Origin of the sequence: Desulfovibrio legallii (genome assembly GCF_004309735.1) — a bacterium.
Lineage (GTDB): Bacteria > Desulfobacterota > Desulfovibrionia > Desulfovibrionales > Desulfovibrionaceae > Desulfovibrio > Desulfovibrio legallii.
Window position 1 is genome coordinate 152,713 of record NZ_SIXC01000002.1, and the last position, 23,702, is coordinate 176,414.

The window sequence follows — 23,702 nt, forward strand, 5'->3', positions numbered from 1 at the left end:
AGATGTTATGCCGCAACGGGCGTTTTGGGTTTTACGCCTGCCGCAGGAGCCGGGTCGGGGACCATGCCCATGACAATGGTCAGGGCCACGCACAGGCCGTAGAACAGCCACATGGCCTGCCAGCCGGTGAGCCCCAGCAGGCTTCCGCCGGTAAAGACCAGGGTGGCCACGGCCAGCCCCAGGCAGGTTTGGTAAAGGATGGAAAAGAGCATCCAGCCCGTGGAATTGGACTGCAGCCGCACCATGACCGAAGTGGGCACGCAGGGCGGGTACAGGGCCATGAAAAGCATGAGGGCCAGGGCGTGCAGAGGGCCAAAGCCCGCGGCGCCCGCGCGCAGGCTTTCCTCGGCCGGGACGTCGCCATCCAGGCCGTAGATGGCTCCCAGGGTGGCGGCACTGTTTTCCTTGGCGGCAAAGGCGGAAAGCAGGGCAATATTGATTTTCCAGTTAAAGCCCGCATATTGGGTCACGGGCTCCAGGGCCTTGCCCGCCAGGCCCAGGGCGCTGTGCTCAAAGGTGTCTTCGCGCAATTCACGGCGCAGCTGTTTGCGCTGGCTGATGAGTTTGCGCAGGGCCGGGCGCAGGGCTTTGCCGTCCTTGCCCACGGAACGCGCAATGGTGAAATAGACGGGGTTGCGGGCCTGAAAGACGGCGTCCACGGCTTTTGAAGCCTCCTGGTCCGTAACGCCGCGCTTGGCGTCTTTGAGGGCTTCTTCAAACAGCAGCAGGGGCGTCACATCCTCCACGGCAAACTGCCCGGCCAGTGCGGTCTTGTCCACGGCCCGCAGAAAGGTCTTCATGGCCTGGTCGGCCTTTTGGTTGTAGGCGGCCATGCGTTCTTCCCCAAGACCGGGGTAGTTGATGAGGGCAAAAATGACCACAGCCACGGCCAGGACCACGGTGAAGATTTTTTTGAGGAAGACCCAGACCCGTTCAATGGCCCGCGCCAGCACGCCGCGCAGGGTGGGCAGATGGTAGGGGGGCATTTCCATGATGAAGGGCGCGCTGGGCTTGCCCCGCAGCAGGGTGAGCGAAAGGGCCTTGGCCACGGGCAGGGCCATAAACAAGGTGACCGTGGCGATGAAAAACATGGCCATGCCGCTGTGGGCGGAAAAATAAGCGCTGATGAGGATGAGGTACAGGGGCACCTTGGCCAGGCAGTTCATCATGGGCGCAATGAGGATGGTGGCCAGCCGGGCCCTTTCGTCCGGGATGGCCCTGGTGGCCATGACGGCCGGGATGGCGCAGCCGCCCACGTACACGCCGCCCAGGATGAGCGGCAGGGTGGACTGCCCGTGCAGGCCGAAGCGGCGGAAAGCGCGGTCCAAAATAAAGGCCATGCGCGGCATGTAGCCGCTGTCTTCCATAATAGCGATAAGAGCAAAGAGCAGAAAAAAGATGGGCAGATAGTTGAGGATGGCCGTGACGCTCTTCATGGCCCACAGGCCCAGGGCGCGCAGCGGGGGATCCTCCAAAAAGCCCGGAGCGGGCAGGAAGCCGGCCAGAAAGTTCTGCGCGCCGTCCCACAGGGGCCAGATCATGGCCGCCAAATCGCCGCCGTAGACAATGGCCACCTCATACAGTACGAGCAGGATGGTCAGCAGAATGAGCGGGCCAAAAAACCTGTGGCAAACAAACCTGTCCGCCCTGTCCGAAAGGTTGGGCGCGCTCTTTTGGGGCAAACGCACGTGGCGGGCGGTCAGGGCCGCAGCCGCGCGGTGGCGGGCAAAGGCCACGTGGCGTTCGGCATCCACGCCCTGTTCGCCGGCAAAGTTCTCTCGCAGCATGTCCACGCTGGCCAGAATGTCCGTATGGTTGGCAACCCGCGCCCGCAGCGTTTCTCTGGCGGCCTGGTCGTTTTCCATGAGTTTGACGGCCAGCCAGCGCATGGGCAGACCATCCAGGGCGGCTTCCCTGGCCAGCAGATCCGTCAGGTCCGCCAGATAGGGTTCCAGAACCCCGTAGTCCACCACAAAGGACGGCCTCCGGCCGGCCTGGGCGGCAGCGGCCACAGCCGCGCGCAGGCCCTGCACGCCACTGCGTTTTTTGCCCACCGTGGGGATCACGGCCACGCCCAGCTCACGCGCCAGGCCCGCCGTATCAATCTGAATGTTGCGCCGTTCGGCAACGTCCATCATGTTGAGGGCCAGCACCAGGGGCGTTTCCATCTCCAGCAGTTGCAGGGTCAGGTAGAGGTTGCGTTTGAGGTTGGCGGCGTCGGCCACGTTGATGGTGACCTGGGGCGCGGCGTGCAGGATAAAGTCCCGCGCGGTTTTTTCCTCCAGGGAATAAGAGGTCAGGCTGTAGGTGCCCGGCAGGTCCACCAGCTCCACGCGGTGGTCTTCCAGAGTGAAAAAGCCGGTCTTTTTTTCTACTGTGACACCGGGGTAATTGGCCACGTGCTGGCGCGCCCCGGTAAGCATGTTGAACAGGGTAGACTTGCCGCAGTTGGGCTGTCCGGCCAGAGCCACAAGCAGGGGGGCGCTCATTGCCTGTCCACCTCCACCAGGTCGGCTTCTTCATGGCGCAGGCTGACGTGGCAGCCGTCCAGTTCGATTTCCACGGGGTCCACCAGAGGGGCGTTGCGCACCACGCGCACCCGCGCGCCGGGGTAAAACCCCAGGTCCATGAGGCGCTGCCCCAGCGCCCCTGTAGCGCTGAGATCCCGCACACTGCCGGTGTCGCCCGGAACCATTCCGCTGAGCGTCATTGTCAACTCCTTGCTTAGGCCACAATAACCGTGGCGGCCAGGGCACGTTCCACAGCCACCCGCGCCTGCCCCACGGCCACCAGAATGGGGCCGCCGTTGTCCGCCAGCACGTCCAGCTCCACGCCGGGCAACACGCCAATGGATTCAAGCCGTTGCCGCTGGGCCTCCGGCGCGTCCACGGCCAGCACAATCACCGTATGCCCGGCACCCACTGCCCGAAGGGTCTTGGCGTATGACATGTATAGTATCCCGGTCTGATATGAAATAAGAAATGAATTTCAATTTTTATATAACGGATACAAAAACAAGTCAACCGCAACGCGGCTGTTAAAACTGCGGGCCGCAATGCTCACCCCACTCGCTTGCCTGGAGAGAGAAAAAACAGCTTACTAAAAACTTTCTCCCATACGCCGTTCTGCCGGCAGAGGCCCGTACACAGCGGATGTTGTTCTGTTGCCACAGTCCCTGCGCACAGGAAAATTCTTGTCAGCCGCCCTGAACTTGGATAGAAAGTTACCCGCTTCAACATCAATAGTGGTGTTCTGTGCAATCCTTAATCCCCCCTGAAAGGAGAGCGAAATGACTTATGTGCAGCGCGTTATGCGTGGATTGGAGGAGAAATACGCCTACGAACCGGAATTTCTTCAGGCTGCTCACAATGTTCTTGAAACGTTGCAGCCCCTTCTGGACAGCGATGGGAAATACGAAAAGAATAAAATTCTGGAACGTATTGTTGAGCCGGAACGGACAATTTCTTTCAGGGTGCAGTGGGTTGACGACAAGGGAGAGGTACAGGTCAACAAGGGCTATCGTATCCAGTTCAATTCCGCTATCGGTCCGTTCAAGGGCGGTCTGCGTTTCCACCCCAGCGTGAACCAGGGCATTCTCAAATTCCTGGGTTTCGAACAGATCCTTAAAAATTCCCTCACCGGGCTGGCCATCGGCGGCGCCAAGGGCGGTTCGGATTTCGACCCCAAGGGCCGCTCCGAAATGGAATCCATGCGCTTCTGTCAAGCCTTTATGACCGAGCTCTACCGCCATATCGGCCCCACGGTGGACGTGCCCGCCGGGGACATCGGCGTGGGCGGCCGCGAAATAGGCTATCTGTTTGGGCAGTACAAGCGCCTGACCCGGCGCTACGAAGGCGTGCTCACGGGCAAGAATCTGCTTTTCGGCGGTTCCCTGGCCCGCGTGGAGGCCACCGGCTACGGGGCCGTCTACTTTGCCCAAAGCATGCTCAGCACCACGGGCGAAAGCCTGGAAGGCAAAACCTGCGCTGTTTCCGGGGCCGGCAACGTGGCCACCTACTGCTGCGAAAAACTGCGGCAAGTGGGGGCCAAGCCCGTCACCGTGTCCGACTCGCGCGGAATGATTTATGATCCCGAAGGCATTGACGTGGCCCTGCTCAAGCAGGTCAAAGAAGTGGAGCGCGCGCCCCTGACCCGTTACGCGGAGCTTAAGCCCGGCGCGCAGCATACCCCGACGAGCGCCTACCCCAAGGGCCGCAATGCCGTCTGGTCCGTGCCCTGCGACGCAGCCTTCCCCAGCGCCACACAAAACGAGCTGAACCTCGCCGACGCGCAGGCCCTGCTGGCCAACGGCTGCCGCTGTGTGGTGGAAGGGGCCAATATGCCCTCCACCATCGACGCCGCGCACGCCTTCGTTAAGGCCGGCATCCACTACGGCCCGGCCAAGGCCGCCAACGCCGGCGGCGTGGCCATCAGCCAGCTGGAAATGGCGCAGAACGCCAGCATGCAGAGCTGGAGCTTTGAAACAGTGGACGGCAAGCTGCTCAAGATCATGCAGGGCATCCACAACTCCGCCGCCGAAACCGCCAAGGAGTTCGGCGCTCCCGGCAATCTGGTGCTGGGCGCCAATATTGCCGGCTTCCGCAAGGTGGCCGACGCCATGATCGCTCAAGGGATTTAAGCGCCAGGCAATAAAGCGCACGCGGCGCTGCTGCGTGCTGCAAAAGCCGCCGGACGTTACAACGTCCGGCGGCTTTTGCACTGATGGCCTTCTGCTGCGCGTCAGAACAGAGTCCCGTTGCGAACATGTATGCTCAAAATTTACGGTACACGCATTCCGGCCTTAACCGCGCAACTGCATAGCGCTGCTGGCTTTGCCCGTACCTTCCTTCGTCGCGGGCCAAGTTCCTGCGTCGCAACGGCCAAAGCTACACTTGCGCCTCCACGGTGAGCGGCTGCTTACGCAACCGCAGGAGCTTTCAGAATTGCAATGCCCTAGTTGTCCTGCTTTTCCAGGTCGGCGATGAGCGTTTGCAGCACCAGAGCCTGCTGGGTCAGTCCTTCCACGGCGTGCGTGGCCTGCTCCATGGCCTGGACGGTTTCCGTAGAGGCTGCGGCCACCTGCTCTACAGAACGGTTCACCTCTTCGCTGGTGGCCGACTGCTGCTCACTGGCGGCGGCTATGGACTGGATTCTGTCGTTAACCTGGGCCACCAGAGCCAGAATTTGCTGCAGCGACTGGCCAGAGTGGGCGGAAAGATCCGCCGCGCTTTCAATGGCTGCGGCCACAGACTCCACATTGGCGATGTTTTTGCGCGTGCCATCCTGAATGCCGCCAATGGCCCGCCCCACCTCCTGCGTGGCGGTCATGGTTTTTTCCGCCAGTTTGCGCACTTCGTCGGCCACCACGGCAAAGCCGCGTCCGGCCTCGCCCGCCCGCGCCGCCTCAATGGCCGCGTTGAGGGCCAACAGGTTGGTCTGGTCCGCAATGTCGGCAATAACCTGCAGCACCTTGCCGATGGCGTCGGCCTGCCGGCCGAGCAGGTCCATATCCTCCCGAATGGCCTGAGACCGGCTGCGCACCGACTCGATGCCGTCTACAGCTTGGGTGACGATATCCGCGCCCTCCAGAGCCTGTGTTTTGGTGGCGTCAGAAGCGGCCGCGGCCTCCTGGGCGTTGTGGGCCACCTCGCGCACCGTGGCGTTCACCTCCTCCATGGCGGCGGCAGCCTGGTGCAGGCGTTGGGCGGCCTCGGCGGCGCTGCGGTTGGAAAGGCCTATGCGCGAAGAGAGATCCGCCGAAGCGGAGGATATGACATTGACCACTTCTTCCAGATGGCGGGCCGCGTCCAGCATACCTTCCCGCTTGGCCGCAGCGGCTTGGCAGGCGGCCGCTTCGGCCCTGGCGGTGGCCTGCTCCGCCTGGGCTGTAGCCTGCTCGGCGGCGCGGGTTTTCTGTTCGCTCTCGCGCAGCAGAGCCTTGATATCGCCGATCATTTTTTCCATGCCCTGGGCCAGAACGCCGCATTCGTCCTGACGCCTGCCGGCGGCGCGCAGCAAGGCAAGCTCCGCGGGGTCGGGCTCCAGACGTCCGGAGGAAACAGCATCTGTAATGCCCGAAAGCCCGGCCAGAACCCGCGCCGTGCCGCGGGCCACCACCGTGATCATGACGCCCACGACCAGCACGCAGCCCAGGGTCACCAGGGCTATGCTCCAGAGCATATTCCGGACAGGCGCGAGGATTTCCGCCCGGTCCACCTCCACGCAGAGCCGCCAGCCCACCTCTGGCATGGGCGTGTGAAAGACGACCCGCTCCGCCCCCTGCTCCGTGGTGTAGGTGAGGCGGCCTTCCCCGGACTGCAGCACGCGCTGCACCTGGGGGAGCTTGCTTTCATCGCGGCCGATGGCCTTGCCGTCCGGATGCAGCACCAGCTTGCCCTTGTCTTCATAGGCATACACAAAGCCTTTGCCGCCCATTTTGACCTGACTGGTTATCTCGTCGGCCATATTGCGGCTGTCCACACCGATGAGCAGCACAGCCGCCACCTTGCCGTTCTGCTTTATGGGCATGCTGAGGATGAGCATCATGCCGCCCGTGGTGTGGCTGAACAGATTTTCAAAGGCGGTTTCGCCCTGCAGCCCCTTACGGAAGTAGGCGCGGGCGGAATAGTCGGCCCCCACGGTCTTGCTGGGCTCTGTGCGGCCGGAAAGGTGGTGCGCTATGACCTTGCCGTCGGCAGCCACCAGACCGGCCAAAGCCACATTCTGGTTGACCGTGACAAAGGTGCTGAGCGCCGCATCCGCCGCCTCAAAAAGTGCGCCGCGCATAACTGCGGGCCCCAGGCTGCCATAGGCGGCCAGGTAGTCTTGCAGACGACGGTTGCTGCCCAGGGCCTCCAGCCCGCCGCGCAAGCCCTTGATCACGGCGGCCAGGGCCACGCGCTGGCTCTGCAGCAAGGCCGCGCCGTCCTGCCAGACCTGTTCCCGCAACGTTTCTTGCGAGACTCTGTAACTGACTGCCGCTACAAGCAACTGCCCGACAATGGCAGGGATGAGAATAAACAACAGCATCTTGGTTTGCAGGCGCATTTTCATGGCAGATTCCTTTGTGCTGTGTGCCCGCGCCTGTGCTGCACAGCTGACGCGGACAGTCTGTGGCGAAAAAACTGAAACATCTCGCTCTTAGATCAGATTAATTTTGAGAAGATACATTCTCAACGTTTAAAAAGCACGCGTTCCGGCGCTTAAGCGCACAAAAACAAGCAGTGCTGTCGTCATCCGTAACTTATTACGTCGCAACGGCTGCAGCTGCGCTTGCGCCTCCCCGGCGGGCGTCTGCTTACGCAACCGCAGGGCATTGCAACGTTGCACTGCCCTAAAACCAACCACCAACAAATATATTAAACGTTATAAGCAACAATCGGATAAAACAATACCTTCTTAAGACCTGTGCATTTTTTTACAAACCGGCGAGGATATAAAGAACCAACGGACATGGCGAGGAGCCAGGCCCGTACCGTTGCCGCCAGGCGGCAGGATGTGCAGGGAACAACGCGAAACTATACGCTGTTTTTCTGGAGCTGGAAATAAAAAGAGCCCGCCGGACCGGCCAGATCCGGGCATTGTCAAACAACCGCCTGACCGGAATGGGAGCTGCTCTGGAGAGGGTTTCTGCGCCATGGCGCGCGCACCGGCAAGCCACTCTTGCCTGTGGCGCAGATAAAGGCCACCTTCAGAAGGTGCTACTTGCCGTCCGGACCAGGGGGAACAGTTGCCGCCGGGCGGTAATAGTCTTTATATGCCGCGTAGAGGGCTTTTGCCTGTTCTCCCCCCATCGGCGAGCAGTATTCCGGCAGGCTGAACGCCACTATGCCCGCATGCGGCGCGGCTCCGGCGCTGGCCAACTGCCGCTGCAGCCTTGCCAGCTGTGCGGGAACTGCGCGAAAAGGCTTCTGATTTAACGGCTCGCCGTCCACTTGCGTAAAGGTTTCCACTACCGGAGTAAACAGACGTCCGGCACTTGCGGCGGCCCGCGCCACCGCGTGAAAAAACAGACCCACCTCCTGCTCCCGCAGCTTGTGCACGCCAACGCCGTCCTGAAAAAGAACCCGGTCAATGCCGCTCTGCATCAGAATATGTCGCCACAGCCCTTCCAGCGCTTCAGGCGCCGCATAGCCATTGGAAAATCCGGAAACGGCAACCGGCAAATCCGGGGCCAGGGTTCGCAGTCCCGCACGCAGATTTTTCAGAAAAAGCAGCAGCTCTGCCTGGCGGGCAGGTTCAAGCCAGCTCTGGTCGTCAATTTCTTGCGGAATATACAGGCCGGACAAGGCCGCCCTGTCGGGATCCAGCCGCGCCACGTCCGCGGCCGTCGCCAGGCTGACCCGGCACAACTGATGAAAGTACCGGCGTACAGCCTCAGGATCTCCCTTGATTTTTTCCCAGTACTCGCGGTCGTGCACAAGCCCCAGCGTCACCCGCATATGTTGGTCGTGCGCCGCGCGCAGCACCTTTTCCAGGGCTGGCCGCAAGGGGCCGACGCGCTGCGCGTCGTCGTGGACCGGCGCAATGCCGTCAACAGACCACTGCACCACTATTTCAGTAACGCCTATGGCGCGCATGGACGCAAGCAGATCCTGCCACTGCTGCCCGCTCCAGCCCGCGTGCGCATTCCACAACTGAAGAAACGTGCCGGAAAACGTCGGGCCGGCGGCGCGCCCCCAGGCGCTGGGGGCCGCAGGAGCCCAAAAAAGGCCGAGCAGCACGAAAAAATGCACAATGCGTTTCATGACTGAACCTGCTAAAAAGTAATGCTGGTGGTGAGAAACAGGGAATCTATCAGACTGTTTTTGTCGTCCCCCTGCACATGAAAGAGCGTCCCTCTTTTATATTGCAAAAGGACTTCCACAGATGAACGCGGAACTTCATAGTTAAATGCCGGGAGGAAAAAGCGCAAGGAAAGCCCGGCCCCAAATTCAACCAGTGAAGTCTGGTCGCGGTCTGGTTCTGTAATCCGGCTATCCGCCACCACATGCGGCGTCACAAGGAATCTGTCATAGACGTTGAAAGTCATGCCTTGACGAACTTCACCATAGACAACGCTTCGCGCATTTTCAGAGGTGTAATAATCGTACTCGCCAAAGAAAAAGGTATAATTCCAGTACGGGACGCCGGGGCTAAGGTCATACCCATCTGTCCAGGAATACATGGCCCGCAGCAGCCAGGTGTCCTCGGCCTTGTCGCCCAGATGAAAAAGGCGCTCCGCCCCCACATTAAAATTCTGGCTTTTGAACGGCTTGTAACGCAATCCCACAGCGCCCTGCCAGGAATCTTCGTCAAAAGAAAAACTGTCGTCCTCGTTAAGGTTGGCGCTTACCCGCCCAATAACCTGAAGGAGGCGGTCATCACGCAGCCCCAGGACAGGGGGCGTCCAGGCGACCTCGGCGCCGCCGCCGGATCGGATGGTGCGTGCGGTGTCTCCCCCGGCCCAGCGGGAAGGGCCTGCGCCGTCCGGCAGATACGACAGATAGGCCGTGGCAGAAAGATTTGTCTGTAGTTTGGTGACCTCACGCCGCAACCTGAATATCTTTTTGTCTATTTCGACCTGTTCGGCCCCGGTTTCCGCCCCTTGCGCTACGGCGGCATCAATGGCCTTTTTGAACGCCGCAACACTTTGCGCATTGCGGACCTCGTGCATAGAGGCATAACCAAGGTCTTCCCACAGGTGTGCAGCGTCCGGATCGGCGGCGAGCGCCTGCTCAAACGCGTCGGCTGCCGCCGCATACTGCCCGGCATCGCTCAAAGCGTAGCCCAAAGCGGCCTGACCGGCCGCAGTATTGTCCATACGCAGGGCCTCCCTGTACGCCGCTATGGCCTCCGGCGTGCGCTGGAGACGGCGCAGCAGGTCGCCCTGCCGGGAAAAAAGCGCAGCGTCCTTTTTCAGGCGTAAGGAGGCGGCCACAAGAGCTTCCGCTTCTTCATACTGCCCGTTCGCGATGGCTATGGACGCCAGATCTGCAAGACGCTGCACCTGCACGCTGACGGGCAACCCTTTGTCCGGCATGGCCGCAAAGGTCTGCCGGGCGGCCTCCGTCTGCCCCGCCAGCAGTTCCGCATGCCCAAGACGCGCTGCCGTTGCGGGGTCATAGCCCAGCGTCAGCGCTTGCCCAAACGCCTCTGCCGCCGCGGCATAGTCGGCTTGCCCCATCTGCAGAAAACCCAACGAAAGATAAAACTTCCGCTGTTCTTCCTGGCTCATGGCGGCTATGCCCTGGGCCGCCTGCCTGTAATTGACAAGGGCCAGACCGGGCTTGCCGAGTTTTTCGTATGTACGCCCCAGCGCCAGAGACGTGTCCGTTGTCGGGTGCATGGCTGCGGCCTGGGCAAAGTGCTCCAGAGCTTTTTCATACAGCCCGGCAGCATAGGCCGCATGGGCTGCGGCAAGGACAATGCGCCGCCGGGGCCCCGCAGCCTCCAGGGCCCGCCCAAAAGCCCGCTCGGCGCCGACGTGGTCGCCCATGTCGGTGAGGGCATAGCCAAGGCTTTCTTCCGCAAGGGCCACATCCTCGCGTGCGGCCCCTGGGCAGGCGGCCGCCTGCCGCCACGCCTTTGCGGCTTTTGCCGTATCGCCCAATGCGGCATGGGCCTGCGCCAGTTGCATGAAAATACTTACTTTTTCTCCAGGATAAACCGCCAGGCGCAGCGCCGTCTGCAAAGGCGCCACTGCCTCCGCCGGTTTGCCGGAGCCCATGGCGGCAAAGGCCAGTCCGGCGGCCAGCTGCGCCTGAGCCTTTTGGGGCAGGGCCGCGGCCAAAGGCACGGCTTCATGAAAGGCCGCATACGCCTGCGGGGCATCGCCCTGAGTGGCGTAGATATTGCCGAGCGCCAGCAGGGTTTCCGCCTTGCGCAGCGGAGAAACGCCGGTGCGCAAAAAAGCCGTGAACATGTCGATGGCCTGCTGTTCCTGGTGCGCCGCGGCAAAGCTCTGCCCTGCCCTGTACAGCATTTGCGGCTCTTTTGCGGCAATCTTGGCATAGACGGCGGCCGCTTCCGCATAGCGGGACGCCAGAAACAGGCTGTTGGCCAGAACCGCGGCATTTTCCGGCCCAGGGTGCAGCTTTTCCAACCGGGCGCTTAACCGGACAGCCTCTTTATAATTGCCCTTATGTTCGTAAAACAGGGCCTGTTCACGCAAAAGATCTTCGTCGTCCGGCGCAAGCGCGCGGGCCTGGGTCAGATAGCGCGCGACGACCTCCTCATCTCCATCCTGTTTGCCGACCAAAACAAGGGCACGCAGGGCGGCGATCCTTTCCGCATCGGTTCCGGCCGCGTCCAGCGCAGTGGCAAAGGCGGCCAGGGCCTGGTCATTGTCGCCCAGCTTGACGAGAACCATGCCCCTGGTCTGCTGCAAGGCGAAAATTTTCTGCGTGTCGGGCTGCCCCTGCAGCAGGGCAAGCGCTGCGTCGTACTCCCCCATGCGATAGAGCAGGTTCATGAAATCCGCACGGGCCTTGGCGTCCTGAGGGATGATGGCCAGGTATTGCCTGAACTCTTCCGCCGCCGCGCTGTTTTCGCCTGCCCGCATTTTGCGGTAGGCCATGTCCAGATGCGGGTACCCTTTGAACTGACGCAGCTGATCGCCGAGCCCGCCATTGCCCGACGGAGCGCTTTGCGCGGCATGTGGCGCAGCATCTGCCCGGGCGCAGACAGGCAGCGGCGTGGTCGCCAGAACAAGCACAAACAAAAAAATGTATATTTTAAACATGTATTGACCATGATCTGCGTTGTATTTGCCACAGGGATATTAGGGTATTGCAATGTTGCACAATGCCCTGACAGCTGCGCAAGCAGACGCCCGCCGTGGAGGCGCAAGCGTAAGTTATTTGCACTGTTAAGTTCCTGAATAAATGTACAGCGCCATTGACGCTACTTATTCTTAAAATGAATCTTCCCTAGCTTTGAATCATCGACGCCTGCGCCTGCTGCGCTGCAACAATGTTTTTCGTTGCAGATTTTACATCTACTTTTATAGCTTCTTTTGTCGCAGTCAGCGTTTCTTTTGTTACAAAACCAAGCTGCACAACAATGCTTTCCAGCAATGGAACTGCTTTCTGCTGCGCATCCAACGCCTGCCGTAACTGGTCTGCAGTAATCACCCCTTCCGTAACAAGAAAGTCGCCGAACCTGCATCGGGCATTGTGCTGCGCAAAAAACCGGGCTTCGGCCTGTTGCAGCTGCAAATATCCCAAAGCCCGTTCCTCAACCAGCACATCGCCAAGCCTGGCATATTGTTGCCGCTGCAGGCTTCGGGCCTGGTCAAGCTGTTCCCTGGTCAGTTGCTTCCGCGCCACAAGAGCGGCGGCCAGGGCGGATTCTGGGATGGCACCCGGCGAGGAAAGGCGGTCAAAGCCGTACCGCAGGGCAAAGGCGAGATCGCTTCTGGCAACAAGATAAAGCACAATGGAACGCCCCGCGGCCTGCTCCATGGCGGCCAGAGCCTGTGCGGAAGGCGGCGTTTCCACTGCAACGGCAAGTTCGCCGGTGGGCCTGATTTCCAAGGGGAAAGCGCCGTTGGCCAGGGCCATGGACCGCGGCAGGGCGGCAAGGGCGTCCACCGGTGTTGTGAACGGGTCAATGGAGCGGGTTTCCAGGTGAAACTGCATGCCGAGAATCTGCACCAGCCTGCATTCCGTAGTCATCCCCATATCCAGCAGCACCCGCCCAAGGGGCAGGCCGGTTTCTTTCTGGCGTGCAAGGGCGGCATCCAGCTGGGCGGTGGTGATAAAACGCCTGTCCAGCATAAGGTCGCCCAGCCGCCTGCGGTAGGCCACCAATTCCGCCTCAGAGGGATACACGTGATCCGTTTTATCCCAGGCAATAACTTTGCCGGTAAGCAGATAGCGCGCATAAAGGCGAAAGGCCCGCATGGTGGCCGCAAAGTTGATGACGTTGGCCCACAGCAGCCGGGGCAGCGACAGCAAAGCCTGGCCAAACCCGTAGATCATATACACATAAAAGGCGCGCCACAATGACCGCCAGCAAAAGAAAAACAGATTGGCCAGCATAAGATACCAGATCCATGTGCCTGGAGCCACCGCCGGCGGGTAATGATACGCATCCGGCGTAAAAACCTGATACAGCCAGATGCAGAGAACAACCGGCACAATGGCGTTGGCGAGCATGCTTGCAACATTGGTGACCAGGCTTTTCCTATCCCGAAAAAGCATATAGCGCGTCAGAAGATTGCCCTGCCAGCCGAGATTGGCCCAGCCTTGAAGAGAAATGCCCATAATCCAGCGGGACTTCTGCTTCACAGCAGCGGTGAAGGTGCGGGGGAAAAATTCGCGAATGGCAATGTACTCACGCTTCACCTTCAACCGGGTCTTGCCCATAAAATTCTTCTCGGTGACGGTGTGGCGCAGCACCTGACGCACAAAAACCTGGCGCAGGCCAAACTTGTGCATGCGCAATCCGAAATCGTAGTCTTCCGTCAACGATTCAATATTAAAAAGCTGGTTATTGCTGTCTTCAGCCAGCAGTTCCAGCGCACGACGGCTGTAGCCGCTGCCGACGCCGGCAGAGGGCACGGACTTGCTCAAAATCTCGCGGGCCAGCATGTCGCGCGCGTGATTTTCGGCAAATTCATCGGCGTAGTGCCCGGCAGTGAAGTCCCACCAGCGCCGCATCATGGGAAAAACCGGCAGCTGGATCATATCCATGCGCGGGATGAGGTAGTTGAAGAGCTTGAGATACAGAGGATGGACGATATCTTCAGAATCGTTCATGACAAAAATTTCAAACCGTACCCCGTTTTCTTTTTCGTAATGCCGGATGCCCGCATAAATCCAGTTGAGGCAGTCTGCCTTATTGGTCGGCCCGTCCTTGGGACAGACAATGCGGTTGACGTTGCCGTATTCTTCTCTGACCAAAGCAACTTCGCGCTGGGTCTTGAGGTCATTGGGGTAGGTGCCGACAAAAATCTGATAATTTGTGTAGTTTATCACCTTTATTGTGTTATTCAACATGCGCCGAATAACGGCGGACTCATCCCAGCATGGAATCATGATCGCCACCGGCTTTTCCGGCGGCGCCAACAATTGCGCCTCACTCAGGGGAGGGAACTTGTGGCGGATAAATATCCAACGATAGACCTTGTCAATGATATATGTGCAATCAATGACAAGCTCGTCAATGCCGCTGATGACAAAGATAATCCCAAGCCCTGCCAGCAGAATATGAATGCCCAGCAACAGATAGGGCATAATCAGGTCTAGCGTGCCCATCAAAAACCTGTTGCTCTGGGGATAAACTGCTGTGCGACAGGCAGCACGGGTTTTTCTCCGGCAAAATAGCGGCGCAGGGCGCTTACTATTCGCTGTGCCGCCTTGCCGTCGCCATAAGGGTTGTTGCCCCGACACATTCTTTGCCGCGCCGCTTCGTCTGAAAGCAATTCCGAGGCCCGCGCCACAATTAAAGCACGATCCGTGCCCACAAGCTGCGCCATGCCCAGCCGCGAAGCCTCCGGACGTTCCGTCACCGTGCGCAACACCAGCACCGGCGTGTGAAAAGCAGGGGCCTCTTCCTGCCCGCCGCCGGAATCCGTCAGGAAAAGCGTGGCGTCGCGCATCAGGTTTACAAACGAGGGATAGTCCAGCGGCGGCGTGAGATGCACATTGGGCACCTGCCCCAAAGCAGGCAGAACCACTGCCTGCACATGCGGATTGCGGTGTACCGGATAAATAAAGGCAACATCGGGAAAAGCCCTGGCCAGGTCGGCCACCGCGCCGCAGATGTCTGCCAGGCCATGCTCCCAGCTTTCACGCCGGTGCGACGTCACCAGCACAAAGCGCGACGCGCCGCCAAGAAGCGGTGCAAGGTGCGGCGCCAGCCCCGGCCCAAGTTTGTCGGACAGTCTGGTCAGGGCATCAACCACCGTATTGCCGGTAACAACGATGTCGTCGGCATGGTACCCCTCCTGCAGCAGCGCTTCCTTTGCAGAAATGGTGGGCGCAAAATGCAGTGTTGTCAGCACGCTTGTAAGCCGTCTGTTGGCTTCCTCCGGAAAAGGATTGGCCATGTCGTGACTGCGCAGCCCGGCCTCCACATGGCCAACCTTTATTCCAAGGTAATACGCCGCCAGGGCGGCGGCCAGAACCGTAGTGGTATCCCCCTGCACCAACAGCATATCCGGCCGGGCCTGACTTAGATATTCGGTAAGCCCGTGCAGGGCCTTTTCCGTCAACGAGCTTAGCGTCTGGTCGGGCGCCATAAGGTGCAGGTCTATATGGGGCCTGAGCGCAAACAAGTGCAAAACCTGCTCCAGCATCTCACGGTGCTGCCCGGTGGAAATAATGCTGAGGCGCAGGTCATTGGCTGCGGACACTTCTTGAATGACGGGAATCATTTTTATGGCTTCCGGCCTGGTTCCAATAACAATGGCTATATGCGGAAGATGAGGCATATTTATTCCTTTGTCATAACAACTATTAAACACTTCAACAATGTTGGCTATAAAAGCGATGACGCACAAGTACACACATAGTCATTCTCTTTTCTGGCGCTTACACATCAATCAAAATAACACCTTCGCCAACTTCGTGCGAAGACATACCTCCCCACATGACCTTTTTGGCGCACCTGTTATAGTTCCACAGCAGCACAATGGCAACTATGCTGTATTTACTAGATTAACCTGGAACGCTGCGCTTGCTTCCTACGCCTCGCGCTGCCCCCGCTTGTATCCACAGGGGCGCTGTTTCCACTCCCGCCATGCGCCGCTTTTTATCCGCCCCAGACCTGGCAGGGAGGGCAGGGGTTGCGCGCAGCGGCCGGGCTGCCTTTTTCAGGGCCCGCCGCACGGCGCCGGGAAAAAGCCCCTGCGCCCGCACGTCAGCGAAGAATAATAGCCATTGCGCAGAATCAGAGACAAGGATACTATAATGAACTCACCTTTATTCACAGGAAACACATGACCGCATCATTTGAAGATTTGGGCTTGTCCCAGGACTTGCTCGACGCCGTGAAAGATTTGGGCTTTGAAGAGCCCTCTCCCATACAACTCCTGGCTGTCCCGGTCCTGCTTACCGGCTGCGATGCCGTGGGTCAGGCCCAGACCGGCACCGGAAAGACCGCCGCTTTCGGCCTGCCGCTTCTGGAAAGACTTGTCCCGGGGAAAAAGGTGCAGGCCCTGGTGCTCTGCCCCACCCGCGAGCTGGCCATTCAGGTAGCCACAGAGCTCAGCCGTCTGGCCGCAAAAAAACGTGGCATTGCCATTTTGCCCATTTATGGCGGCCAGCCCATTGAACGACAATTCCGTACGCTGGAAAAAGGCGTGCAGGTGGTTGTGGGCACCCCCGGCAGGCTCATCGACCACTTGCAGCGCGGTACGCTGCAATTGGACGCGACATCCTTGATCGTACTGGATGAAGCCGATGAAATGCTGGACATGGGCTTTCGCGAAGATATTGAAACCATCCTTGAGCAGGCCCCGACCGACTGCCAGCGCGTGCTGTTTTCCGCCACCATGCCGCCGCCCATACGCGAGCTGAGCAAACGGTTTCTGCGCGACCCGCAAATGCTGACCATCGCACACAAGATGCTGACCATCCCCGCCATTGCGCAGGTCTACTATGAAGTGCGCCCGTACCAGAAAATAGACGCGCTGTGCCGCGTTCTGGATGCGCAGGGCTTTCGCAAAGCGCTTGTTTTCTGTTCCACCAAACGCAGTGTGGACGAGGTGACCACCCACCTGCAACAGCGCGGCTACCAGGCCGACGCGCTGCACGGCGACCTGGCCCAGCCCCAGCGTGACCGGGTAATGCAGCGTTTTCGCACAGAAGGGGTGGATATTCTGATCGCCACCGATGTGGCCGCCCGTGGCCTAGACGTGGAAGCTGTGGACGCTGTGATCAACTACGACATGCCGCACGATGTGGAAAAATATGTGCACCGCATCGGCCGCACCGGCAGAGCGGGCAAGGACGGCAAGGCCTTTACCTTTGTGACCGCGCGCGACCACTTCAAACTGCGGGACATCATCCGCTGCACCAAGGCGCATATCACCCAGGGGCGACTGCCTACCCTGCAGGATGTGGACACTATCCGCATGGCGCGCCTGCTGGAAGAAGTGCGCCAAACCATTCAGGAAGACCCGCTGGAACGCTGGCTGACGGCGCTGGAAAATTTTGTATCCGAATATTTTCCCGAAGGAGAAATCGCCAGCCGGGACATTGCCGGCGCCCTGCTCAAGCTGCTGGCGCAGAAAACTTTTGGCACCCAGAACAATGCCGCCGGAGAAGACGTCTTTGCCGTTGCGCCGCGCAGCGCCGGACCCGGACAGACCGGAACGCCCGGCGATCGGGAAAGCAAAAATAAGCTCAGGCAGCAACGCGGCCCCAGAAATACCGGCCCCATGGTTACCCTGCAACTCAATGTAGGGCGTGCCCACAAGGTGACGCCCGGCCAGATGGTGGGCGCCATCGCAGGCGAATGCGGCATACCCAGCAGCCAGATAGGCGCCATCGGCATCCGGCAGCTCTTCAGCCTGGTCGACATCGCCGCCGACGTTGCCGACCAGGTGCTGGACGTGCTGCAGAGGGGCGTCTTTATCTGCGGTGTGCGGGTGACGGCCAAGGTGGACGCCGGCAAAGGCGGCAGCGCGCCCGCACGCAAATTTTTTGCCGGGACGCGCCGCCAGCACTCAGGAAAATTCGGCAAAAAAACTTTGCGATAGCATCTGGCATTCCCACAAGCCCGCACCGCCAGGGCATTCCAACATGGGAATGCCCTGGCGCCACCGCTTCACAGACCAAAGGCCCCGACCACGTCAGGGGCCTTTTTTTGCCTGCTGTTGCCGCCGCAATGGCGCGCCAGCACGAGGCACGGCAGTATAGGCCGTGCACGCTGCAGCCCATGACTTGCAAATGATAACTTAGTTTATTACTATGTTATCGTCGTGGCCGTCCCTCCAGAGGGCTGCGGCAGACCAGGCAAGATAACCGCTCTCTTTTGAAAAGCCATCCCTGCAGGATTGCATCATTTTTTTATAAAAACTGTCCTGATGTACGCACAGAGCGTGATGCGCTTGCAGTTTTTGCTTATTTTGCGTTTAGTACAAAACGTGAGTATAGCAGTATTGTCACTATTTTTACAAATATAGTGATAATTACAGTGATATTTTTTTCACAACCGTGTTCTTTTTCAGGATACTGTAGTTGTTATTAAAATATTTACCTGCCGACACACGACACATGAAATACGTCAGTGTCGTTTACATCTTATATACATCATTATAATAGAGGAGTAAAAGATGCAGAAACCTGAGTTGCTCTCCCAGTACGGCCTCTACATTAACGGCGAATGGCGCCCCGCCTCGGACGGCGGCACCTTTGAAACCTTCTGTCCGGCCAACGGTGAACGCCTGGCCGTCTGCGCCGAAGCCACCAGGGAAGACGTGGACAGCGCCGTCAAGGCCGCCACAGTCGCCTGGCAAAGCTGGAAAAAGGTCAACCCCATCGAGCGCGCCGACCTGCTGCTGCGCATAGCCGACGTCATTGACGCCCACAAGGAACATCTGGCCATGGTGGAAACCATGGACAACGGCAAGCCCATCCGCGAAACCCTTAACGTGGACATTCCCATGGCGGCGGATCACTTCCGCTACTTCGCCGGAGCAGTGCGCACGGAAGAAGGCAGCGCCAGCCTGCTGGACGGCAACACCCTTTCGCTGGTGCTGCGCGAACCCATCGGCGTGGTGGGCCAGATAGTGCCATGGAACTTCCCCTTCCTTATGGCCGCCTGGAAGCTGGCCCCGGTGCTGGCCTCAGGCTGCTGCACCGTTTTCAAACCCTCCAACCACACCTCCCTCTCCGTGCTGGAGCTGGCCCGCCTGCTGGGCGACATCCTGCCCAAGGGCGTGTTCAACGTGGTGACCGGGCGCGGTTCGCGCTCCGGCCAGTACATGCTGGAGCATCCCGGCTTCCGCAAGCTGGCCTTCACCGGCTCCACAGACGTGGGCCGTAACGTGGGCCTGGCCGCGGCCAAGCGCATTATCCCCTCCACCCTGGAGCTGGGCGGCAAGTCGGCCAACATCTTCTTCCCTGACTGCCAGTGGGACATGGCTATGGACGGCCTGCAGCTGGGCATTCTGTTCAACCAGGGTCAGGTCTGCTGCGCCGGGTCGCGCGTATTTGTGCATGAGGATATATACGACAAATTCGTGGCCGAGGCTGTGGAACGCTTCAACCGCGTAAACGTAGGCCTGCCCTGGGAACCGGACACGCAGATGGGCGCACAGATCTACGAATCCCATCTTAAGGCCATTCTCATGTGTGTGGAACAGGGCAAAGCCGAAGGCGCCGCCCTGCTCTGCGGCGGCGAGCGCCTCACCGACGGCCCCCTGGCCAAAGGCTGCTTTATGCGGCCCACCCTGCTCGGCAATGTCACCAATAAAATGCACGTGGCACAGAACGAAATTTTTGGTCCCGTGGCCGTGCTCATCAAATTCAAGAGTGAAGAAGAAGTCATTGCCATGGCCAACGACAGCGTCTACGGCCTGGGCGGCGCGGTCTGGACCCGCGACATCAACCGCGCCCTGCGCGTCTGCCGCGGCATTGAAACGGGCCGCATGTGGGTTAATACCTACAACAGCATCCCGGCTGGCGCGCCCTTTGGCGGCTACAAGGAATCGGGCCTCGGCCGCGAAACCCACAAGGTTATCCTGGAGCACTACACCCAGCAGAAAAACATTATGATCAATATGGCGGAAATGCCCACCGGCCTCTATCCGTAGGCCGCCCGGCGGGCCTGCCGCCCCAAATGGTGCGGGCGGACGCTTGCCGACCGCGTCCGCCCGCTCCCTCCGGACGGGCCCGCCTGCCAGCGCGGGCCGTCCCCTTCCCAAGCCCTTGCGTTCCCCACGCAAGGGCTTTTTTTACGACCCTACCGCGTCACGCCCACGGTCTGGACTATGAGCACGCGCCAGCCTTCGGGCAGGGGCAGTTGCCCCTCCAGGGCGCGCAGGCCGGAGGCGTGCACATAGCTGCCCAGCCCGGCCGAAGCGCAGTAAAGCCCGGCGTTCTGGTAGAGCGACCCCACATGCATGCCCGACCACGGGCTGGAGGCCGGCGCAGCGTAAAGCAGGGTCAGCGAACCGCCGCCCATGGCCGCGCGCCGGTCGCCCTCCAGCACCCGGACCAGAGCGTGGTCGGGCTCGTAGCGCCACACGCCGTCCGGCAGGGCTGCAAACACCAGCACCTCCTGCCGGTTCATGGCCGAGGGGGCCGTGCGGCGGCCGTCCGCCCGGTTGACGCCCCAAGTAGCCCAGAGCAGATCGCCCAACTGTTGGGGCGTCAAGGGTTCGCCGCTGAAGCCGCTCTTGGTGGAATGGCGCTGAGCCAGGGCCTGCATGAGCGGCAGGCCGCCGCTTTTGTCCGGCGCGGGCAATTCCAGACGCGGCGCAGCACCGGAGGAAGCGGCCTGGGCCGACACTGACGGCAGTACGGCCAGGGCTGCCAGAGACAACAGCAAGGAAAGGGTCTGACGCAGATGACGGATCATAACAATACTGCCTCCTTGAAGGATAAGGATGGTCGGCGGGAGCGCCGAAAAAAACGTACGCGGCTCACAGCCAGGCCTGATGCCGCCGCACAAAGCGGAGCTTCACCACACTGACCAGGCCAAGATAGCCTGTCAGCACGGCCAGCAGCCAGGGGAAAAATCCGACAGGCAGCGCGCCCATTTCCAGCCAGCGCCCCAAAGGGGCAAAAGGAATGGCCGTACCCACGGCCACGCCCAGAAAGGTCAGCATAGTCACCTGCCAGGCGGCGCGGCTCTGCAGCAGAGGAACCCGCGGCGTACGCAGCATGTGCAGCACCAGGGTCTGGGTCCAGATGGATTCCACAAACCAGCCCGCCTGAAACAGGGCCACAAAGGCCGCGCGCCCGGCCGGGTCCAGTCCGGCCCAGCCTCCCGCCGCCAGGGCTGCCGGGCAGATCACAAAAAACAGCAGCGCATAGGTAAGCAGGTCAAACAGAGAACTGACCGGTCCGAACCAGAGCATGAACCGCTGGATGCCTCCACTGTTCCAGACGCTGGGCCGCGCCAGCATGTCCGCGTCTACGTTATCCCAGGGCATGGCCGTGCAGGAGAGGTCGTACAGCAGGTTGAGAATCAGGATCTGCAGCGGCGTCATGGGCAAAAAGGGCAACAACAGGCTGGCCGTGAGTACAGAAAGCATGTTGCCGAAATTGGAACTTACAGTAATTTTTATGTATTTCAATATGTTGGAGTAGGTGCGGCGGCCCTCCATCACCCCGGCTTCCAGCACAGTGAGGTCTTTCTCCAGCAGGATAACGCCCGCCGATTCCCGCGCCACGTCCACGGCCGTATCCACGGAAACGGCCACGTCGGCGTTTTTCATGGCCGGCGCATCGTTGATGCCGTCCCCCATGAAGCCCACTACATGGCCGTTGCTCCGCAGGCTGGTAACGATACGGGCCTTCTGCAGCGGATTCAGCTTGGCAAAAACGTCGGCCCGCTCCACCGCCCGCCCCAGGGCGGCGGCGTCCATGCCCTCCAGGTCCGCGCCCAGCAGCACCCGCCGGCCGCGCAACCCCACCTGACGGCAAACGCTGCGGGTGACGGCGTCGTTGTCGCCCGTAAGCACCTTGACGCGCACGCCGTGCCCTTCCAGCGCGGCCACGGCTCTGGCGGCCGATTCTTTGGGCGGGTCCAGGAAGGCCAGAAAGCCCAGCAGCGTCATATCCCGCTCATCGTCCACGACATAGGCGCGGGGCGCGGCGTCCACGGCCCGGACGGCCACGGCCACCACGCGCAGGCCGTCAGCGTTGTAGCGGTGCACATGCGCCGTAATGTCCTGGCGCAGCTCCGGGGTCAGGGGCACATCCACGCCATTGTCCCGCGCTGCCGTGCAGATGCCCAACATCTCTTCCAGCGCGCCCTTGGTGATGATCTGCCTCTTGCCGTCCCCGCCCTCCACCACCACGCTCATGCGTCGACGGCTGAAATCAAAGGGCATTTCATCCACCAGCCGGTACCCTTGCCGCAGATCCTGCATGCGTTTTTCATCGGCGTGGCTGACCACGGCCGCATCCAGCAGATTTTTGAGGCCCGTCTGCAGCCAGCTGTTCAAAAAAGCGTGGCGCAGTACATCGTCGTCGTCCTTGCCGTGGATATCACGGGAATATTCCAGAATAATCCTGTCCTGGGTCAGCGTGCCGGTCTTGTCCGTACAGAGCACGTCCATGGCTCCCAGGTTCTGGATGGCGTTGAGCCGACGGACAATGACCCTCTTGCGAGCCATAAACACGGCCCCGCGCACCAGATTGGCCGAAACCACCGTGGGCAGCATCTCCGGCGTCAGCCCTACGGCCACGGAAAGGGCGAAGATGGCGGCCTCCACCCAATCCCCTTTGGTCAGGCCATTAATAAAAAAGACCACCGGGGCCATGCAGGCCATGAGCCGCAGCAGCAGCCAGGAAACGGCGTTAACCCCTTTGTCAAAGCTGGTGGGCGCGGCCGTGACGGAAAGCTGCCGCGCCAAAGAGCCGAACAGCGTGGCCCCGCCCACGGCCAGCACCACCCCGTGCGCCGCGCCGCTCAGCACGTTGCTGCCAAAAAAAACAAGATTGTTGCAGTCCAGGGGGCTTTGGCGCGCGGCCTCAGCAGGCAAAGCGCGGGCAAACTTTTCCACCGGCGCGCTTTCGCCCGTCAGCGAGGACTGGCTCACAAAAAGATCCTTGGCCCGGATCACACGCATGTCCGCCGGGATCATGTCGCCCGCGGCCAGCCGCACCACATCGCCCACTACCAGGTCAGTTATGGGCAGTTCCCGCTCCCGGCCGTCGCGCAGCACGGCGATGGTGGTCTTGACCATGCCCTCCAGCCGGGCCAGGGCGTTGCCCGATCGCGCCTCCTGCACAAAATGCAACGTGCCGCTCACCAGCACCATGCCCGCCACGATGAGCACGGCAGTGAGGTCTTTGTCCCCGGCGGCGGCCAGAAGATAGTCCGTGATAAAGGACACGCAGGCCAGCACCAGCAGAACCACGCTGAAGGGATTAACAAAGGAACGGCACAAGCGCCGGGCCAGGCTGTCCCGGTTTTTCACGGCCAGGACATTGGCCCCGTAGCGCTGGCGCAGGGCGGAAACCTGTGCCGCGCCAAGGCCTGCAGCAGCCGAACCCAGACGTTGCAGCACCGCATCCGGCGCGGCGGTTGCGGCGGCGGCAAGCCGCGCCGCAGCCTCACCGGCCTGACGGGACGGGGCGGCGGGAACAGAGCGACGGCCCACACGCGGCAGGCCGCAAAGACGGGCCAGAACTGAGGGGAGACGCAGGAGCATGGGGGCCTCCGTGCTGACGACACAGGCCAGTGGGGGGATAGTGGGAATACGGACGGGCAGAAGGAAAACGGACGACGGTACGGAAAAACGTCCTCAGCGAGTGTGGGAAAGGGATGAAACGCCGCGACGGCCGCGCGGTGCAAGGGCCGTGCGGCCGCCCTTGCGCGGGGGTTCTTCATCCCCACAAAGGCTGGCCGCAGAGGCGTCCCGCTGCTGGGCCGGACTGAAGCCAGCGAGAGAAAACCTGTATCCACAACAGGCCGTCGTGGCCGGAGCCCAAGCTCGGATGCCACGCCCGCTGCCCGCGGGGCAGGGACGGCATGTAGCGACATGCCGCAACGGACGCTTCACAACGTGCCGTGGGGCAGCCGCACCGCGCTCC

The 23,702-nt window shown here is 60.8% G+C and carries 13 protein-coding genes; 3 read left to right on the forward strand and 10 right to left on the reverse strand.

The window, feature by feature from the left end:
- Positions 1-5: 5 nt before the first annotated feature.
- From feoB to EB812_RS01885, 3 genes are read right to left on the reverse strand one after another with little or no spacing between them, the layout of a single operon-like run.
- On the reverse strand, positions 6-2,489 hold the full coding sequence (gene feoB, locus EB812_RS01875) for a ferrous iron transport protein B (protein ID WP_118229617.1): 2,484 nt from the start codon (positions 2,487-2,489) through the stop codon (positions 6-8).
- A complete protein-coding gene (locus EB812_RS01880) occupies positions 2,486-2,710 on the reverse strand; it encodes a FeoA family protein (protein ID WP_118229618.1) in 225 nt (74 codons plus the stop codon). The genes feoB and EB812_RS01880 overlap by 4 nt, the downstream gene beginning before the upstream one ends.
- A gap of 14 nt (positions 2,711-2,724) precedes the next feature.
- Entirely contained in the window at positions 2,725-2,949 is a 225-nt protein-coding gene (locus tag EB812_RS01885) for a FeoA family protein (protein WP_118229619.1), read from the reverse strand.
- A gap of 340 nt (positions 2,950-3,289) precedes the next feature.
- Between EB812_RS01885 and gdhA the strand changes: the two genes are divergently transcribed.
- Positions 3,290-4,639 carry an NADP-specific glutamate dehydrogenase gene (gene gdhA, locus EB812_RS01890; RefSeq protein ID WP_118229620.1) on the forward strand — a complete coding sequence of 450 codons (1,350 nt, stop codon included), beginning with the start codon at positions 3,290-3,292 and terminating at the stop codon, positions 4,637-4,639.
- A 314-nt stretch (positions 4,640-4,953) separates the two neighbouring features.
- On the opposite strand, the gene EB812_RS01895 is transcribed toward gdhA, so the two are convergent.
- The 5 genes from EB812_RS01895 to wecB all read right to left on the reverse strand — a co-directional run bounded on the left by EB812_RS01895 (position 4,954) and on the right by wecB (position 15,418).
- A complete protein-coding gene (locus EB812_RS01895; RefSeq protein ID WP_118229621.1) occupies positions 4,954-7,053 on the reverse strand; it encodes a methyl-accepting chemotaxis protein in 2,100 nt (699 codons plus the stop codon).
- A gap of 647 nt (positions 7,054-7,700) precedes the next feature.
- Positions 7,701-8,747 (reverse strand): DUF4434 domain-containing protein, encoded by a 1,047-nt coding sequence (locus EB812_RS01900; RefSeq protein ID WP_118229622.1) that lies wholly within the window; start codon positions 8,745-8,747, stop codon positions 7,701-7,703.
- Between the two features lie 11 nt (positions 8,748-8,758).
- Entirely contained in the window at positions 8,759-11,722 is a 2,964-nt protein-coding gene (locus EB812_RS01905) for a tetratricopeptide repeat protein (RefSeq protein ID WP_118229623.1), read from the reverse strand.
- 187 nt (positions 11,723-11,909) lie between these two features.
- Positions 11,910-14,240 carry a glycosyl transferase family protein gene (locus EB812_RS01910; RefSeq protein ID WP_118229624.1) on the reverse strand — a complete coding sequence of 777 codons (2,331 nt, stop codon included), beginning with the start codon at positions 14,238-14,240 and terminating at the stop codon, positions 11,910-11,912.
- The gene (gene wecB, locus EB812_RS01915) at positions 14,240-15,418 is read right to left on the reverse strand and encodes a non-hydrolyzing UDP-N-acetylglucosamine 2-epimerase (protein WP_118229625.1); all 1,179 of its coding nucleotides are present in this window, start codon (positions 15,416-15,418) and stop codon (positions 14,240-14,242) included. Before wecB ends, EB812_RS01910 begins: the two co-directional genes overlap by 1 nt.
- Positions 15,419-15,925: 507 nt before the next feature.
- On the opposite strand from wecB, the gene EB812_RS01920 reads away from it, so the two are divergent.
- Entirely contained in the window at positions 15,926-17,689 is a 1,764-nt protein-coding gene (locus EB812_RS01920) for a DEAD/DEAH box helicase (RefSeq protein ID WP_118229626.1), read from the forward strand.
- Positions 17,690-18,265: 576 nt separating this feature from the next.
- A complete protein-coding gene (locus tag EB812_RS01925) occupies positions 18,266-19,747 on the forward strand; it encodes an aldehyde dehydrogenase family protein (RefSeq protein ID WP_118229627.1) in 1,482 nt (493 codons plus the stop codon).
- Positions 19,748-19,896: 149 nt separating this feature from the next.
- Here EB812_RS01925 and EB812_RS01930 read toward each other — a convergent pair whose 3' ends face one another.
- Both EB812_RS01930 and mgtA read right to left on the reverse strand, forming a co-directional pair.
- Positions 19,897-20,514 (reverse strand): nitroreductase family protein, encoded by a 618-nt coding sequence (locus EB812_RS01930; protein ID WP_130957759.1) that lies wholly within the window; start codon positions 20,512-20,514, stop codon positions 19,897-19,899.
- A gap of 64 nt (positions 20,515-20,578) precedes the next feature.
- Positions 20,579-23,320: a magnesium-translocating P-type ATPase gene (gene mgtA, locus EB812_RS01935; protein ID WP_130957760.1), complete on the reverse strand. Its 2,742-nt coding sequence runs from the start codon at positions 23,318-23,320 to the stop codon at positions 20,579-20,581.
- Positions 23,321-23,702: the final 382 nt, after the last annotated feature.

Excerpts from the sequence above, each read along its gene's own strand:
- EB812_RS01910 (WP_118229624.1), bottom strand. The coding sequence starts at position 14,240 with ATGGGCACGCTAGACCTGATTATGCCCTATCTGTTGCTGGGCATTCAT.
- EB812_RS01905 (WP_118229623.1), bottom strand. The coding sequence starts at position 11,722 with ATGTTTAAAATATACATTTTTTTGTTTGTGCTTGTTCTGGCGACCACG.
- EB812_RS01895 (WP_118229621.1), bottom strand. The coding sequence starts at position 7,053 with ATGAAAATGCGCCTGCAAACCAAGATGCTGTTGTTTATTCTCATCCCT.
- wecB (WP_118229625.1), bottom strand. The coding sequence starts at position 15,418 with ATGCCTCATCTTCCGCATATAGCCATTGTTATTGGAACCAGGCCGGAA.
- EB812_RS01925 (WP_118229627.1), top strand. The coding sequence starts at position 18,266 with ATGCAGAAACCTGAGTTGCTCTCCCAGTACGGCCTCTACATTAACGGC.
- EB812_RS01885 (WP_118229619.1), bottom strand. The coding sequence starts at position 2,949 with ATGTCATACGCCAAGACCCTTCGGGCAGTGGGTGCCGGGCATACGGTG.
- gdhA (WP_118229620.1), top strand. The coding sequence starts at position 3,290 with ATGACTTATGTGCAGCGCGTTATGCGTGGATTGGAGGAGAAATACGCC.
- feoB (WP_118229617.1), bottom strand. The coding sequence starts at position 2,489 with ATGAGCGCCCCCCTGCTTGTGGCTCTGGCCGGACAGCCCAACTGCGGC.
- mgtA (WP_130957760.1), bottom strand. The coding sequence starts at position 23,320 with ATGCTCCTGCGTCTCCCCTCAGTTCTGGCCCGTCTTTGCGGCCTGCCG.
- EB812_RS01900 (WP_118229622.1), bottom strand. The coding sequence starts at position 8,747 with ATGAAACGCATTGTGCATTTTTTCGTGCTGCTCGGCCTTTTTTGGGCT.
- EB812_RS01880 (WP_118229618.1), bottom strand. The coding sequence starts at position 2,710 with ATGACGCTCAGCGGAATGGTTCCGGGCGACACCGGCAGTGTGCGGGAT.
- EB812_RS01920 (WP_118229626.1), top strand. The coding sequence starts at position 15,926 with ATGACCGCATCATTTGAAGATTTGGGCTTGTCCCAGGACTTGCTCGAC.
- EB812_RS01930 (WP_130957759.1), bottom strand. The coding sequence starts at position 20,514 with ATGATCCGTCATCTGCGTCAGACCCTTTCCTTGCTGTTGTCTCTGGCA.